14 protein-coding genes and 1 rRNA gene are annotated in these 15,537 nt (G+C 72.9%); 11 read left to right on the forward strand and 4 right to left on the reverse strand.

Annotated features, from left to right (window positions below):
* Positions 1-92: ribosomal RNA gene (gene rrf / locus ACFYPA_RS31605) — 5S ribosomal RNA — on the forward strand; the annotation flags it as partial.
* Positions 93-315: 223 nt separating this feature from the next.
* Here rrf and ACFYPA_RS31610 read toward each other — a convergent pair.
* The gene (locus tag ACFYPA_RS31610; RefSeq protein ID WP_389135762.1) at positions 316-1,686 is read right to left on the reverse strand and encodes a hypothetical protein; all 1,371 of its coding nucleotides are present in this window, start codon (positions 1,684-1,686) and stop codon (positions 316-318) included.
* A 30-nt stretch (positions 1,687-1,716) separates the two neighbouring features.
* Between ACFYPA_RS31610 and ACFYPA_RS31615 the strand changes: the two genes are divergently transcribed.
* On the forward strand, positions 1,717-2,463 hold the full coding sequence (locus tag ACFYPA_RS31615; RefSeq protein WP_359085610.1) for a tetratricopeptide repeat protein: 747 nt from the start codon (positions 1,717-1,719) through the stop codon (positions 2,461-2,463).
* Between the two features lie 62 nt (positions 2,464-2,525).
* Here ACFYPA_RS31615 and ACFYPA_RS31620 read toward each other — a convergent pair whose 3' ends face one another.
* The gene (locus tag ACFYPA_RS31620) at positions 2,526-3,803 is read right to left on the reverse strand and encodes a DUF1015 domain-containing protein (protein WP_359085609.1); all 1,278 of its coding nucleotides are present in this window, start codon (positions 3,801-3,803) and stop codon (positions 2,526-2,528) included.
* A gap of 71 nt (positions 3,804-3,874) precedes the next feature.
* On the opposite strand from ACFYPA_RS31620, the gene ACFYPA_RS31625 reads away from it, so the two are divergent.
* The 4 genes from ACFYPA_RS31625 to ACFYPA_RS31640 all read left to right on the forward strand — a co-directional run bounded on the left by ACFYPA_RS31625 (position 3,875) and on the right by ACFYPA_RS31640 (position 8,108).
* Positions 3,875-4,903, forward strand: a complete 1,029-nt coding sequence (locus ACFYPA_RS31625) for an HAD-IIA family hydrolase (protein WP_359085608.1) — start codon at positions 3,875-3,877, stop codon at positions 4,901-4,903.
* 198 nt (positions 4,904-5,101) lie between these two features.
* The gene (locus ACFYPA_RS31630; RefSeq protein WP_359320733.1) at positions 5,102-6,061 is read left to right on the forward strand and encodes an iron chelate uptake ABC transporter family permease subunit; all 960 of its coding nucleotides are present in this window, start codon (positions 5,102-5,104) and stop codon (positions 6,059-6,061) included.
* Positions 6,058-7,140, forward strand: coding sequence for a FecCD family ABC transporter permease (locus tag ACFYPA_RS31635; RefSeq protein ID WP_389135767.1), 1,083 nt, complete (start codon positions 6,058-6,060; stop codon positions 7,138-7,140). The genes ACFYPA_RS31630 and ACFYPA_RS31635 overlap by 4 nt, the downstream gene beginning before the upstream one ends.
* A 152-nt stretch (positions 7,141-7,292) precedes the next feature.
* On the forward strand, positions 7,293-8,108 hold the full coding sequence (locus tag ACFYPA_RS31640; RefSeq protein ID WP_359085606.1) for an ABC transporter ATP-binding protein: 816 nt from the start codon (positions 7,293-7,295) through the stop codon (positions 8,106-8,108).
* 63 nt (positions 8,109-8,171) lie between these two features.
* Here the strand turns inward: ACFYPA_RS31640 and ACFYPA_RS31645 are convergent, their stop codons facing one another.
* Positions 8,172-8,519 carry an SCP2 sterol-binding domain-containing protein gene (locus tag ACFYPA_RS31645; protein ID WP_359085605.1) on the reverse strand — a complete coding sequence of 116 codons (348 nt, stop codon included), beginning with the start codon at positions 8,517-8,519 and terminating at the stop codon, positions 8,172-8,174.
* A gap of 97 nt (positions 8,520-8,616) precedes the next feature.
* Between ACFYPA_RS31645 and ACFYPA_RS31650 the strand changes: the two genes are divergently transcribed.
* From ACFYPA_RS31650 to ACFYPA_RS31670, 5 genes are all read left to right on the forward strand, one after another.
* Positions 8,617-8,886, forward strand: a complete 270-nt coding sequence (locus tag ACFYPA_RS31650) for a hypothetical protein (RefSeq protein WP_359320730.1) — start codon at positions 8,617-8,619, stop codon at positions 8,884-8,886.
* A 7-nt stretch (positions 8,887-8,893) separates the two neighbouring features.
* The gene (locus ACFYPA_RS31655; protein ID WP_359085604.1) at positions 8,894-9,709 is read left to right on the forward strand and encodes a TlyA family RNA methyltransferase; all 816 of its coding nucleotides are present in this window, start codon (positions 8,894-8,896) and stop codon (positions 9,707-9,709) included.
* On the forward strand, positions 9,706-10,611 hold the full coding sequence (locus tag ACFYPA_RS31660) for an NAD kinase (RefSeq protein WP_359085603.1): 906 nt from the start codon (positions 9,706-9,708) through the stop codon (positions 10,609-10,611). The genes ACFYPA_RS31655 and ACFYPA_RS31660 overlap by 4 nt, the downstream gene beginning before the upstream one ends.
* An 81-nt stretch (positions 10,612-10,692) precedes the next feature.
* Positions 10,693-12,438 (forward strand): DNA repair protein RecN, encoded by a 1,746-nt coding sequence (gene recN / locus ACFYPA_RS31665; RefSeq protein ID WP_389135773.1) that lies wholly within the window; start codon positions 10,693-10,695, stop codon positions 12,436-12,438.
* 223 nt (positions 12,439-12,661) lie between these two features.
* Entirely contained in the window at positions 12,662-13,759 is a 1,098-nt protein-coding gene (locus ACFYPA_RS31670; protein WP_389135776.1) for a glycosyltransferase family 4 protein, read from the forward strand.
* Positions 13,760-13,768: 9 nt separating this feature from the next.
* Here ACFYPA_RS31670 and ACFYPA_RS31675 read toward each other — a convergent pair whose 3' ends face one another.
* On the reverse strand, positions 13,769-15,394 hold the full coding sequence (locus ACFYPA_RS31675) for a PucR family transcriptional regulator (protein WP_389135779.1): 1,626 nt from the start codon (positions 15,392-15,394) through the stop codon (positions 13,769-13,771).
* Positions 15,395-15,537: the final 143 nt, after the last annotated feature.

Here is a 15,537-nt window from a genome sequence, read left to right on the forward strand (position 1 = left end):
CGCCCGGTTACATTCCGAACCCGGAAGCTAAGCCTTTCAGCGCCGATGGTACTGCAGGGGGGACCCTGTGGGAGAGTAGGACGCCGCCGAACAATCTTTGAAGGACCCTTGGTCCCAGCGTTCAACGCTGGGACCAAGGGTCCTTTTGTTTTTCCGAAGCGCGTCGGGTGTCCGGCTGCGCGAGAATGTCTGTAGTACCCGATGACAGGAGCACCACCGATGTCCACCAACTCTCCCGACGATCGTTCGGAGCGCGAGCCGCGTCGCCGGGACGGCGGTGACCGGGGCGGCTTCAGCGGCGGTCGTGACGACCGGTCAGGCGGCCAGCGTCGTGACAACGACCGCGGCGGAAATCGGCGCGATGACAGCCGGCCCACCAGCAGTGGCGGCGCCCGTCGAGACGACAGCCGGCCGACCAGCGGTGGCGGCGGCTTCCGTCGTGACGACCGCGACAACCGGGATCGTGCGCCGCGTCGTGACGACAGCCGTGGTGGTTCGTCCGGTGGCGGGTTCCGTCGCGATGACAGCCGTGGTGGTTCGTCCGGTGGTGGCTTCCGTCGCGATGACAGCCGTGGCGGTTCGTCCGGTGGCGGCTTCCGTCGCGATGACAATCGTGGTGGTTCGTCCGGTGGCGGGTTCCGTCGGGACGACAACCGTGGCGGTTCGTCCGGTGGCGGGTTCCGTCGTGATGATCGGGCTCCGCGTCGGGACGATGACCGTGGTGGGCGTCCCAGCGGCGGGTTCGAGCGCCGTGACGACAGCCGTGGTGGTTCGTCCGGTGGTGGGTTCCGTCGTGACGACAGCCGTGGTGGTTCGTCCGGTGGTGGGTTCCGTCGTGACGACAGCCGTGGTGGTTCGTCCGGTGGTGGCTTCCGTCGTGACGACAGCCGTGGCGGCTCCTCCGGTGGCGGGTTCCGTCGCGATGACCGGGCTCCGCGTCGGGACGATGACCGTGGTGCGCGTCCCAGCGGTGGGTTCGAGCGCCGTGACGACCGGCCGCGTGGCCCGCGCCGCGACGACGACAACCGCAGCGGCGGCTTCCGCCGCGATGACAGCCGTCGTGACGACAGCCGTGGCGGTTCGTCCGGTGGCGGGTTCCGTCGTGACGACAGCCGTGGTGGTTCCTCCGGTGGTGGCTTCCGTCGCGATGACAGCCGTGGCGGTTCGTCCGGTGGTGGCTTCCGTCGTGACGACAGCCGTGGTGGTTCCTCCGGCGGTGGCTTCCGTCGCGATGACCGGGCTCCGCGTCGGGACGATGACCGTGGTGGCTCCTCCGGTGGTGGCTTCCGTCGTGATGATCGGGCTCCGCGTCGGGACGATGACCGTGGTGGGCGTCCCAGCGGTGGGTTCGAGCGCCGTGACGACCGGCCGCGTGGCCCGCGCCGCGACGACGACAACCGCAGCGGCGGCTTCCGCCGCGATGACAGCCGTCGTGACGACAGCCGTGGTGGTTCCTCCGGTGGCGGGTTCCGTCGTGACGACAGCCGTGGTGGTTCGTCCGGTGGTGGCTTCCGTCGGGACGACAACCGTGGCGGTTCCTCCGGCGGTGCGTTCCGTGGGCAGCGGGACGATCGCGATCGGGGCGGCTACCGCGGGCGCGACGACCGCGGTGGTTACGAGCGGCGGGATGACCGGGACCGTGAGCCCATCAAGCGGCTTCCGATCCCTGAGGACGTCACCGGTCACGAGATCGACAAGGACGTCCGCCAGGAGCTGATGAGCCTCCCGAAGACGCTGGCCGAGGACGTGGCCAGGAACCTGGTCATGGTGGCCCGTCTCCTTGACGAGGATCCCGAGCAGGCATACGCGTACTCGCGCATCGCCCTGCGGCTGGCCTCGCGTGTGGCCGCCGTGCGGGAGGCCGCCGGCTTCGCCGCCTACGCCACCCAGAAGTACGCCGAGGCGCTGGCGGAGTTCCGCGCGTCCCGGCGGATGACCGGTTCCGTGGAGCTGTGGCCGGTCATGGCCGACTGCGAGCGCGGCCTCGGGCGTCCCGAGCGCGCCATGGCCATGGCAGGTGAGCCCGAGGTCCAGAAGCTGGACAAGGCCGGGCAGGTCGAGATGCGTCTCGTCGCCGCCGGGGCCCGCAGGGACATGGGGCAGATCGACGCCGCCATCGTGACGCTGCAGAGCTCCGAGCTCGCGTCGAGCGCCGTGCACCCGTGGACGCCGCGTCTGCGGTACGCGTACGCCGACGCGCTGCTGGCCGCAGGACGCGAGGACGAGGCGCGTGAGTGGTTCGGGAAGGCCCTGGAGGCGGACAAGGACGGCTCCACGGACGCGTCGGACCGCCTCGCCGAACTGGACGGTGTCGAGTTCGTCGACGCTCTCGGTGACGACGACGACGCCGCACCTGCGGGTGCCGAGGCGCCGGTCGTGGTCGATGCGGACGACGACATCGACGACGAGGACGACGACGAGGACGAGGACGAGGACGAGGACGACGGTCCCGTCAAGGCGTAACGCATAGGAAGAGGGCGGCACCCCATGGGGTGCCGCCCTCTTCTGCGTTCGGGAGGGAGGGCTCAGCCGAGGGCCAGGCTGCGCAGGACCAGGCCCGTGGCCGGCTTGGGGCCGAAGGAGGTCGACTTGCGCGGCATGGTGACGCCCTGCCGGGCCAGGTCCCGTACGACCTCTTCGCGCACCGGATGCATCAGCACCGCGGTGGAGCCGTGGCGCTCGGCCTGTTCGACGGCTGCCTCCGTGTCGTGGATGTAGGCGATGCGGGCCGGGTCGTCGGGAATCCGCCACACGTGGTCGAGCAGGACCGAGTGCAGGACCGTCGCGTCGAGGGTGCGCCAGGCGGCCGGCCGGTCCGTGGGAACGGTACGGGTCAGGAGGGCTTCGTCCGGGCGGTCGATCAGATGGAAGCCGCCGTCGCCCGCGAGCAGGAAGGCGTTGCTCTCGGCCGCCGCCCCGGCCAGTACGTCCAGGGCGTGGGGGAGCGGGCCCTCGACGGCGCGGACACGGAACAGACCGTCGAGCGAGGCCAGCGCGTCGGGGACGGGCAGGCCGTGCAGCAGCCGGTGGATGGAGCGGACGCGGAGCGGATAGCGGGCCGTGTCGACCAGGAGGACCAGCCCGAAGTCCCAGGGCCCCGGGACGGTGTGCTCCCGCTGGAGCCGCAGATACGTGGCCCAGCGGTGGTGGCCGTCGGCGATGAGGGCCTGGCGGCCGGCCAGGTCCGTTTCGATCTCCGCACGGTCGGAGGTGTCGGTGACCGCCCACAGCCGGTGGCTGTAGCCGTCCTCGGTGGTGGTGGCGAGCAGCGGAGGGCGGTGGACGGTCCGCTCGATGACCGCGGTCGCGCCCGTGGCGTCGCCCTCGCTGCGGTAGGTCAGCAGCAGAGGTTCGAGATGCGCGGCGGTGGTCCGCATCAGATCGGCGCGGTCCTCGACGACATGGGCCATCACGTCCTCGTGCGGGAGCACGATGCCGTCGGCGGGTTCCGAGAGCGCCAGGGCGCCGATGACACCGCGCTGGAGGATGTCGCCGTCGCTCTGCTCGTACACGTACAGCGTCGGTTCCGGGTCGGGGGCCAGGACCCCCTCGGCCAGCCAGCGGTTGAGGGTCGCGGCGGCCTGCTCGTGCCGGGCGGCCGCGGAGTCGGCCTGGGGCAGGATCAGGCGGACGATGTTGTGCGGATCCGCCGATTCGAGGTGGAGCAGCCCATCGGGCCGTACGACGACGTCGTACGGGGGCGAGGTCACCGCGGCGAGACTGCCGACCTGCTCGGGGACGTAGCGCAGTCCACGGAACGGAGTCAGCCGCAGTCCTTGGTCCGCCGAGCCTCGTGTGTGCATTTCCGCATCGTATGCGCGGGTCCGGGATGCGCGATGATCGGGGGATACGCAGGCGATGAGGAGCGCGGGATATGAGTCAGGCGAGCAGGACCAGGCCGAGCGGGAGCAGCACCGCGCTGAGCGAGGCGTACGACACGGCGCTGCTCGATCTCGACGGGGTGGTGTACGCGGGCGGGCAGGCCATCGACCATGCCGTCGACGCGCTCGGCACCGCGCGGGACGGTGGGATGCACCTGGCGTACGTCACCAACAACGCGCTGCGGACCCCGGCAGCGGTGGCGGAGCACCTGACGGAGCTGGGGGTGCCCGCCGAGGCCGCCGATGTGATCACGTCGGCGCAGGCCGTGGCCCGGCTGGTCGCCGATCAGCTGCCGGCCGGGGCGCGGGTGCTGGTGATCGGGGGCGAGGGGCTGCGGGTGGCGCTGCGTGAACGGGGGCTGGAGCCGGTGGAGTCGGCGGACGACGACCCGGTCGCGGTGGTGCAGGGGTACGGCGGGCCCGACATGGCGTGGGGCCGGTTCGCCGAGGCCTCGTACGCGATCAATCGCGGGCTGCCGTGGTTCGCGTCCAATACGGATCTGACGATCCCGGGCGCCCGGGGGATCGCGCCGGGCAACGGCGCGGCCGTCGAGGTCGTACGGATCGCCACCGGGGCCGAGCCGCAGGTGGCGGGCAAGCCGCTGCCGCCGATGCACCGAGAGACGGTCCTGCGGACCGGGGCCGAGCGGCCGCTGGTGGTCGGTGACCGGCTCGACACGGACATCGAAGGGGCGTTCAACGGGGGAGTGGACTCCCTGCTGGTGCTCACCGGGGTGACGGACGCGGCGCGGCTGGTGGCCGCGGTGCCCGAGCACCGGCCGACATACGTGGACGCCGACCTGCGTGGTCTGCTGACGGGGCAGCCCGAGGTGACGCGGACGGACGAGGCGTACGCCTGCGGCGGCTGGACGGCCTCCGTACGCGGTGAGGCGCTGGTGCTGGACGGGGACGGGGACGCGCTCGACGGTCTGCGGGCGCTGTGCGCGGCCGCGTGGTCGCACGCCGGAGACGGTTCGTGCGCGCTGGACGCGGGGAAGGCGGTGGCCCGGCTCGGGCTGTAGGGCGAAGCGTCGTCGGCGGCCGGGTCAGCCCGCACCATGCACCGTTCGCCGCCCCTGGAGGGCTGAGCTCATAGTTGGCTAGGCTAACCTAACCGCGTGTTGGTTGAGAGTCCTCCGAAGCCGAGCGCAGGCCCGATAGCCGCGTCGGACAGCGCCGCGCCCCCCGGGCGCCATGCGGCACGCGCCGCAGGTCTCGTGGTGGCGTCGGCCGCCCTGGTGCTCGTGTGCCTCGCGAGTATCGCGATCGGCGCCAAGGGGCTGCCGCTCGCCGATGTGTGGCACGGTCTGTTCCACTACTCGGGGAGCGCCGACGACGTCCTCGTACGGAAGGTACGTATCCCCAGGACCGTGCTCGGGCTGATCGTCGGTGCCGCGCTCGGACTCGCCGGGGCCGTGATGCAGGCGCTGACCCGCAACCCGCTGGCCGAGCCGGGGCTGCTCGGGGTCAACGCGGGGGCGTCGGCGGCGGTCGTCTCCGCCATCAGCTTCTTCGGCGTCACCTCGCTCACCGGGTACGTCTGGTTCGCCTTCGCCGGGGCCGCGATCGTCTCGGTCGCCGTGTACCTGCTCGGCGGCAGCCGGTCCGCCAATCCCGTACGGCTCGCGCTGGCGGGCACGGCCGTCACGGCAGCGCTGTACGGCTACGTGAACGCCGTACAGCTGCTGGATTCGGCGGCACTGGACCGGTTGCGGTTCTGGACCGTCGGCTCGCTGGCCTCCGCGAACACGGAGACCGTCGGCAAGGTGTGGCCGTTCATCGCGCTCGGCGTGCTGCTCACCCTCCTGATCGCGCGGCCGCTCAACGCACTGGAGATGGGCGACGATACGGCGCGGGCACTCGGCGCCCACCTGACCCGGACCCGGGTCCTCGCGATGCTCGCCGTCACCCTCCTGTGCGGCGCCGCGACAGCCGCGTGCGGGCCGATCGTCTTCATCGGGCTGATGATCCCGCACCTGGTGCGCTCGATCACCGGCCCCGACATGCGGTGGATCCTGCCGTACGCGGCCGTGCTCTCCCCGGTGCTCCTGCTCGGCGCGGACGTGGTCGGCCGGATCGTCGCCCGCCCGTCCGAACTGCAGGTCGGCATCGTCACCGCGCTGATCGGCGGACCCGTCTTCATCCACCTCGTACGACGCAAGAGGATGTCCCAGCTGTGAAGGCCACCAAGGAGCAGACGCCGGCGGAGGCCGCGGGGACGGCGCGGTCGGTGCGGGCCGTGCGGACGGCCGGCGGGTACTCGTTCCGGATTCACGCCCGGGCCTCCCTCGTCATCCTGCTGCTCGCCGCCGCGGCGGCGGGTACGGCCGTCGTCCTCATCGGCAGCGGTGACTTCTCGATGACGCCGGGCGAGGTCGTCACCACGCTCTTCGGACACGGCACCTTCCAGCAGGAGTTCATCGTCACGGACCTGCGCCTGCCGCGGGTGCTCGTGGGACTCCTGGTCGGCGCGGCGCTCGGCGCCGGCGGCGCCGTCTTCCAGACCATCTCGCGCAACCCCCTCGGCAGCCCCGACGTGCTCGGGTTTGGCCAGGGCGCCACCGTCGGGGCGCTCACCGTGATCGTCCTCTTCCAGGGCGGTGCGGCCGCCGTCGCGGGCGGCGCGGTGGTCGGCGGTCTGCTGACCGGGGTCGCCGTCTACCTGCTGGCGTGGAAGCGCGGCGTCCACGGATTCCGGCTCGTCCTGGTGGGGGTCGGCGCCGCCGCCATGCTCACCGCCGCGACCCAGTACCTGATCACCAAGGCCGACCTGGTCGACGCGACCCGAGCCGTCGTCTGGATGACCGGCTCGCTCGACGGCCGGGACTGGGCGCAGGTCTGGCCCCTGCTCGTGGTGTGTGCCGTGTTGCTCCCGCTGGTGTTCGGGCACGGGCCCGCGCTGCGGGTGATGGAGATGGGCGACGACGCCGCGTACGCGCTCGGGGTGCGGGTCGAACGCACCCGGCTCGTCCTGATGGGCGCCGCCGTGCTGCTCGTCGCCGTCGCGACGGCCGCGGCGGGGCCGATCGCGTTCGTTTCGCTGAGCGCCCCGCAACTCGCCCGCCGGCTCACCCGCTCCACCGGCCCCAACCTGGTGGCCGCGACCTTCATGGGGGCGGCGCTCCTCCTCGTGGCCGACTGGGTCTCGCTGGAGGCGTTCGGCGACCGGCAACTGCCCGTCGGCGTCGTCACCGGGGTGCTCGGTGGTTGTTATCTGCTGTGGCTCCTGGTGTCCGAGCGCAAGGCGGGCCGGATATGAGAGCCCGCCCACGGGGCCCGGAAGGGGCGTCCGGCACCGCTCCCGCCGCCCCTAGGCCCTGTCGGGAGTTCCCCCGCGGCGTCGCGGCGGAACTCCGGACAAGACCTATTTCGCTCACCGAAACCGATCCGACCCACCCCCGGAGTACGACCATGCAGCGCCTCACCGCGGACTCGGTGACCCTCGGCTACGACCAGCGGGTCATCGCGGAGAACCTCTCGGTCGAGATCCCCGACCACTCGTTCACCGTGATCGTCGGCCCCAACGCCTGCGGGAAGTCGACGCTGCTGCGGGCGCTCTCCCGGATGATGAAGCCGGCCCGGGGCCGTGTGCTGCTGGACGGGGAGTCGATTCACGGCATGCCGGCGAAGAAGGTCGCCAGGACTCTGGGGCTGCTGCCCCAGTCCTCCATCGCACCTGAGGGCATCACGGTGGCGGACCTCGTGGCCCGGGGGCGCTACCCGCACCAGGGGCTGCTCCGGCAGTGGTCACCCGAGGACGAACGCATTGTCGAGGAATCGATGGCGTCGACCGGCGTCGGCACGCTGGGTGATCGCTATGTCGACGAATTGTCCGGCGGTCAGCGCCAGCGGGTCTGGATAGCGATGGCGCTCGCCCAGCAGACGCCGCTCCTGCTGCTCGACGAGCCGACCACGTACCTCGACATCCAGCACCAGATCGATGTGCTCGACCTGTGTGCGGAACTGCACGAGACGCAGGGGCGCACGCTGGTGGCGGTCCTGCACGACCTGAACCATGCCGCGCGCTACGCCACCCATCTCATCGCCATGCGGGAGGGCGAGATCGTCGCGGAGGGCCCGCCCGGGGAGATCGTCACCGCGGAGCTCGTGGAGCGGGTGTTCGGGCTGCGGTGCCAGGTGATCTCCGATCCGGAGACGGGGACGCCACTGGTGGTGCCGGCCGCGCGGGTGCGGGGGCCGCGGGCATCGGTGTCCGGGGGCGCGTGACCCGCGGCCACGCCTCGTCCTCCAGCGCCGGACGGGCTCCGTACGGCCGGCGTCGCAGCCGCGCTAGAGCAGCGATCTGAGTTTCAGCAGGTCGCGGAAGCCCGCCTCCAGGCGGACTCGGCCCGAGCCCCATGCCTTGGCGAAGTTCAGTTCGCCGTTCACCATCGCCACCAGATCGTCCCCGGTCATCGCGAGCCGGATCTCCGCCTTGTCCCGGGGAGGTCCCTCGACCGTGTCCAGGACCCGGATCCGGCCGTCGGTGAGTCGTCCGGTGAACGTCACGTCGAGGTCCTTGATGTGGCAGCTGAGGGAACGGTCGAGTGCCGCCGCGCCGCGCACATCGCCGTCGGCCCCCGCGAGGTTGTCGGAAAGTCTGTCGAGCGCGCTGCGGCACTCCGTCAAGGTCGCCATCGTGACCGACGGTACCGCAGCCCTTCGCGGTAGCGTTTCCCGCATGAGCGACTCGACGCCGGCGCCGGAGACGGCCGCCGGGACCGCGCCCGGCAGGATGCCGCAGGACGCCCCGCAGGAGCCGCCCCCCGCGGTGTCGCACGAGCCTGCCGCCCCGGCGCCCCTCGGGGCCGTGCGCGCGCCCACGGGCGACGCCGGCGTGGACGCGCACCTGGAGCGTCTGGCCGACGTGGACCATCTCGCGGCGGACGGACACATCGAGGTGTACGAGGATGTACACCGTGGCCTGCGCGACGCGCTGACCGCGCTGGACGCCCGGCCCGCACCGATGCCCCCGTCCCCCCACTCGTACGACAACAGGAGCTGAACCGAACGTGGCAGGAGTGGCCCGTCGCCGCCTCGACGCCGAGCTGGTACGCCGAAAGCTCGCCCGCTCACGCGAGCACGCCAGCCAGCTGATCGCCGCAGGACGGGTGACCGTCGGCGGCAACACCGCGACCAAACCGGCCACCCAGGTCGAGACGAGTGCCGCCCTCGTCGTCACCAAGGACGACAGCGACCCCGAGTACGTCTCGCGGGGCGGCCACAAGCTGGCCGGCGCCCTCGCCGCCTTCGTCCCCCTCGGGCTGAAGGTGGAGGGACGGCGGGCACTGGACGCCGGGGCGTCGACCGGTGGGTTCACCGATGTGCTGCTGCGGGCCGGAGCGGCCCGTGTCGTGGCCGTGGACGTCGGCTACGGGCAGCTCGCCTGGTCGCTCCAGTCCGATGAACGCGTCACCGTCAAGGACCGTACCAACGTGCGGGAACTGACCCTGGACGCGATCGACGGCGAGGCGGTGGACCTGGTGGTGGGCGACCTGTCGTTCATCCCGCTCGGCCTCGTGCTGCCCGCCCTGGCGCGTTGCGCCGCCCCCGACGCCGACCTGGTCCTCATGGTCAAGCCCCAGTTCGAGGTCGGCAAGGAGCGTCTCGGCAGCGGCGGTGTGGTGCGCAGCCCCGAGCTGCGCGCCGAAGCGGTACGCGAGGTGGCCCGCCGGGCCTGGGCCCTGGGCCTGGGCGTGCGGGGTGTGACGGCGAGCCCGTTGCCCGGGCCGTCGGGGAACGTCGAGTACTTTCTGTGGCTGCGGGCCGGAGCACCGGAACTTGATCCCGCAGATGTCGACCGTGCAGTGGCGGAGGGGCCTCGTTGACGACGAATGCGGCACGAACAGTCTTTCTCTTGGCACATACCGGCCGTCCGGCCGCGATCCGCAGTGCCGAGCTCGTCGTCCAGGGGCTGCTCCGCAGCGGCCTGGGTGTACGGGTCCTGGCCCACGAGGCGGCCGATCTGCCGCTGCCGCCGTCCGTCGAGACGGTCACCGACACCACGCCCGAGGCGGTCAACGGCTGTGAGCTGCTGATCGTGCTCGGCGGCGACGGGACGCTGCTGCGGGGTGCGGAACTCTCGCGTGCCTCCGGCGTCCCGATGCTGGGCGTCAACCTCGGCCGGGTCGGTTTCCTCGCCGAGGCCGAGCGCGACGACCTCGACAAGGTGGTCGACCGGGTCGTCACCCGCGCGTACACCGTCGAGGAGCGCATGACGATCGACGTCCTCGTGCACAGCAACGGCGCCATCGTCCACACCGACTGGGCGCTCAACGAGGCGGCCGTCCAGAAGGTCTCGCCGGAGCGGATGCTGGAGGTCGTGCTGGAGATCGACGGCCGGCCCGTGACCGGCTTCGGCTGTGACGGCATCGTGTGCGCGACGCCGACCGGCTCCACCGCGTACGCCTTCTCGGCCGGCGGCCCTGTCGTCTGGCCCGAGGTCGAGGCGCTCCTGATGGTCCCGATCAGCGCCCACGCGCTGTTCGCCAAGCCGCTGGTGACCTCGCCGACCTCGGTGCTCGCCGTCGAGGTCCAGCCGCACACCCCGCACGGGGTGCTGTGGTGCGACGGGCGCAGGACCGTGGAGCTGCCCGCGGGCGCGCGCGTCGAGGTCCGGCGCGGTGCTGTGCCCGTACGGCTCGCCCGGCTGCACCAGGCGTCGTTCACGGACCGGCTGGTCGCCAAGTTCGCCCTGCCGGTGTCGGGGTGGCGGGGCGCCCCGCACTGACCCCGGCAGGCTCCCGTACCGGTGGATCCGACGACCCGACCCCGGCCCGTGTGCGCGCGGGCCACGAAACCTCGTATGGTCATGTGCGTGTTGGAGGAGATGCGGATACGGTCGCTCGGAGTCATCGACGACGCGGTGGTGGAACTGTCACCCGGTTTCACCGCGGTGACCGGTGAGACCGGCGCGGGTAAGACCATGGTCGTCACCAGCCTGGGGCTGCTGCTCGGCGGACGCGCCGATCCCGCCCTGGTGCGGATCGGTGCCAAGGCCGCTGTCGTCGAGGGCCGGATCACGGTGGCCGAGGGCGATGCCGCGGCGTTGCGGGCCGAGGAGGCCGGGGCCGAGATCGAGGACGGTGCGCTGCTCATCAGCCGTACCGTTTCCGCGGAAGGGCGCTCCCGCGCCCATCTCGGCGGCAGATCGGTGCCGGTGGGCGTGCTGGCCGAGCTCGCCGACGAACTCGTCGCCGTGCACGGCCAGACCGACCAGCAGGGGCTGCTCAAGCCGGCCCGGCAGCGGCAGGCCCTGGACCGGTACGCGGGCGACGGCGTCGCCGTGCCCCACGCCACGTACGCGGCGGCCTACCGGCGGCTGCGCGAGGTCGCCGGTGAGCTGGACGAGCTGACGACGCGCGCCCGCGAACGCGCCCAGGAAGCCGATCTGCTGCGTTTCGGGCTCAACGAGATCGCCGCCGTCGAACCGCTGCCCGGCGAGGACACCGAGCTCGCCGCCGAGGCCCAGCGCCTCGGCCACGCCGACGCGCTGGCCTCCGCCGCCGCCCTCGCGCACACCGCGCTGGCCGGCAACCCCGAGGACCAGGAGGCCGTCGACGCGACGACGATCGTCGCAGCCGCCGGGCAGGCCCTTGACGGGGTGCGTGCCCACGACCCGGCGCTCGCCGCACTCGCCGAGCGGGTGGGCGAGATCTCCATCCTGCTCGCCGACGTCGCGGTCGAACTGTCCGGGTACGCCGACCAGCTGGACTCCGATCCGCTGCGGCTCGCCGCGGTCGAGGAACGACGGGCCGCGCTCACGGGCCTCACCCGCAAGTACGGCGCGGACATCGCCGCCGTGCTGGCCTGGGCCGAGGACGGGGTGGCCCGGCTGAGCGAGCTGGAGGGCGACGACGACCGGATCGGTGAACTGACCGCGGAGCGGGACGCGCTGCGTGCCGAACTCTCGGTCCTCGGCCAGGCATTGAGCGATGCCCGTACGGAGGCCGCCGCGCTCTTCGCCGAAGCGGTGACCGCGGAACTCGCCTCCCTCGCCATGCCGCACGCCCGTGTCTCCTTCGACATCCGGCAGACCGAGTCGGCGGACGAGGCGTCCGGTATCGAGATCGGCGGACGCAACGTGACCTACGGGCCGTCCGGCGCCGACGAGGTCGAACTCCTGCTGGCCCCGCACCCCGGCGCCCAGCCCCGTCCGATCGCCAAGGGCGCCTCGGGCGGTGAACTGTCCCGGGTGATGCTCGCTGTCGAGGTGGTCTTCGCCGGCTCCGACCCCGTGCCCACCTACCTGTTCGACGAGGTCGACGCGGGCGTCGGCGGCAAGGCGGCCGTCGAGGTCGGGCGCCGGCTGGCGAAGCTCGCCAGGTCGGCCCAGGTCGTGGTCGTCACCCACCTGCCCCAGGTGGCCGCGTTCGCCGACCGGCAGCTGCTGGTCGAGAAGACCGTGGACGGCTCGGTGACCAGGAGCGGCGTCACGGTCCTGGAGGGCGAGGACCGGGTGCGGGAGCTGTCCCGGATGCTCGCGGGCCAGGAGGACTCGGAGACGGCCCGGGCGCACGCGGAGGAGCTGCTGGCCACGGCGCGGGCCGACGTTTAGGGCCTGCGCGGCGGCGGTTCCAGGGGGCTGATTCCGGGATGCCCGGAGCCTCGGGGAATTCACCCGTGCGAGTGGTGCTCCACGCCCGGTTTGTCGCGGTGCGCCCCGGGCGTACCGGGCCGGCCGTGCCGGAACGTGCGTACGGACTGGCATCCTTGGCGGTGTACGTACGGTCGCGGGTGACGCCGCCACCCCGACTCGGGAGCCCCGGGAGCCAATCAACGTGTCACAGCTGCGGACGGTCCAAGTGCTGGGCGGCGGCAGCGCGGGCAGCAGCGCCCATGTCGGCTCGCTGGCCGCCGGACTGATCGCACGAGGTGTACAGGTCACCGTCTGCGCTCCGGCCGCGCTGGACCGCGCCTACGCGTTCTCGGCGACGGGGGCCGGGTTCGCGCCCGTACCGCGGCGCAGCGACCCCGCCGCCCTCGCCGCGCTGCGGGCTGCCTGCGCGGGAGCCGACGTGGTGCACGCGCACGGGCTGCACGCCGCCGTGCGGGCCGCCCTGGCGCTCGGTGGCCGCCGGATCCCGCTGGTCGTCACCTGGCACACCCGGGCCCACGCCGAGGGTGCGCGTCGCCGGCTGCTGCACCTGCTGGAGCGAAGGGTCGCCCGGTCGGCGGCGGTGGTGCTCGGCGTCTCGTCGGACCTGGTCGACCGGGCCCGGCGCCGCGGCGCGCGCGACGCCCGTCTCGCGCCCGTCGCCGTACCCGTCCCACGCGACCCCGCTGCGGTGCCCGAAGGCAAGGTGCGAGCCGAACTCGGCGCGGTGGAGCGGCCGTTGATCATGGCCGTGGGCAGCCTCGTGCCGCATCACGGGTACGGCACCCTGCTCGACGCGGCACGGATGTGGCGCCGGCTCGACCCCGTACCCCTGCTGGTCATCGCGGGCGAGGGGCGGGAGCGGGCGATGTTGCGGCGCCGGATCAAGGTCGAGGACCTGCCCGTCTCGCTGATCGGCAGCCGCACCGATGTCCCCGAACTCCTCGCCGCCGCCGACCTGGTCGTTCTGCCCAGCCGCTGGGAGGCGCGTTCGGTGCTGGCGCAGGAGGCCCTGCGGATCGGTGTGCCGCTGGTGGCCACCGCGGTCGGCGGGGTGCCCGAACTCGTGGGGAACGCGGCGGAACTCGTGCCGTACGGGAACGCGGAGGCGCTCGCCCGGGCCGTGGCCCGGCTGCTCGCCGATCCGGCGGAACGGGACCGGCTGGCCGCCGCCGGCCTCCAGCAGGCGGCGAGTTGGCCGACCGAGGACGACACGATCGCCCAAGTCCTCAGCGTGTACGACGAGTTGGTGCAGCCGCTCGGGGTGGACCGTACCCGCTGACGCCGGGGTTCACGTGGCGTGGCGGCGGGCGCGCAGGGCCAGGCTCAGGGCCAGGACGGCCTGCGGGTCATCCAGATCGGTGCCGAGCAGCTCACCGATGCGGGCCAGGCGGTTGTACAGCGTCTGCCGGTTCAGATGCAGTTCGCGCGCGGTCTCCGCCTTGCGGCCCGCATGGGCCAGATAGGTCTCCAGTGTGGGCAGCAGCGGCGGGCGCGAGGTGCGGTCGTGATCGCGCAGCGGACCGATGGCCCGCTCGACGAACGCCGCCAGATCCGGATGGTCCCGAAGCCGCCACAGGAGCAGATCGATGTCGAGCCGGCGGGCGTCGTACCAGAGCCGGTCGCCGAGCCCCTGAGCCGCCGTGGCCGTCTCCGCCGCGTGCCGCAATCCTGCCCCGGCCGCAGCCCAGCCGCCCGCCACCCCGACCACCACGACGGGGGGATGGGAACCCGCCCGTTCCAGACCGGCCCGCTCCACCCCGGTCCGCAGCGCGGCTGCGACCCGGTCGGCCACCGCCGTACGCTCCGTCTCCGTGCGCAGCCCCAGCAGCAGCGGCACCCGGCCCTCCACCGGCCGCACCCCGAGCAGCACCGGCACCCCCACCGACGACAGCTCCTCCAGGACCGCGCGCGCCAGCAGTGCCCAGTTACCGGAGGGGGAGAGCTCGGGGGCGAGCCGCATCACCACGGGCAGCAGTGGCATCTCGCCCGGCCTGAAGCCGAGGACGCGGGCCTGGGCGGGCGCGTCCTCGGGGGCGATCCGGCCCTCCGCGAGATCGGTGAGGAAATCGCCACGGCCCCGCGCCGCGAGCTCCTCGTCCTGACGGGCCTGCATCAGCACCACCGCGAGGAGACCCGCCGCCCGCTCCGCCGCCATCCGGTGCACCGGCACCAGCGGCCCGTCCACCGCCAGCAGGACCAGCCTGGCGCGTACCGAACCGCTCCCAGGGCCCCCGCCCGGCACGTCCACCAGCAGGGCCCCGACGGGAGGCGACTCGCGGGCCGCCCGGCCGCCGCGCATCCCGTCCCAGACCTGGAGCGGATCGGCGGAGACCGGGCCCGACTCGGTGCCCGCCGCGTACAGCAGCTGTCCGTCCGCCGTCTCCAGGAAGACCGGGTTGGCCGTGAAATCCGCCAGGATGCCGAGCACCTGGGGCACCCCGCCGCCACCGAGCAGCGCCTGGGTGCAGCGCCGGTGCACCTCCTCGGCCTGCCGCAGGAGCGCGTAGTGACCGTTGACGATCTCGGTGTGGATCTCCTCCGTCACCGTCACGAACGGCACCTCGCGGTGGAGCTGTACCAGCGGCAGTCCGGCTGAGCGGGCGGCGTCCACGATCGAGGACGGCAGCCTGCTGAAGCGCGGGCCGAGCTCCACCACGAGGGCGGCGATGCCGCGCTCGGCGAGCCGGCGGACGAACGCGCGCTGCTCGGCGGGGCGGGTGCCGAGCCCCAGACCGGTGGTGAGGAGCAGCTCACCGCCCTTGAGCAGCGAGGCGATGTTGGGGACCTCGCCCGCGTGCACCCAGCGCACGGTGCGGCCGAGCCGGTCGGCGCCGATGACCACCTCGGGGAGTCCGCTGCGCAGCCCCGGCAGCTCAAGGGCTCGCTGCACGGTGATGCCGCCTCGGTTCTCCACTGGCACTGGCCTCGCGCTTCGCGTCGGTCGGACCGGGCGCGTCACGCGGTTGCGGTCGCCCTGGTCAGGAAGGTACCGGCCCGAAGCGCCGGGGGCGTCGTCGGGGCGGCAGGCCGTTGACAGGGGCCGGGCCCGCTGCGATC

It is taken from the genome of Streptomyces sp. NPDC005775 (genome assembly GCF_042871565.1).
In the GTDB taxonomy this organism is placed as follows: Bacteria; Actinomycetota; Actinomycetes; order Streptomycetales; family Streptomycetaceae; genus Streptomyces.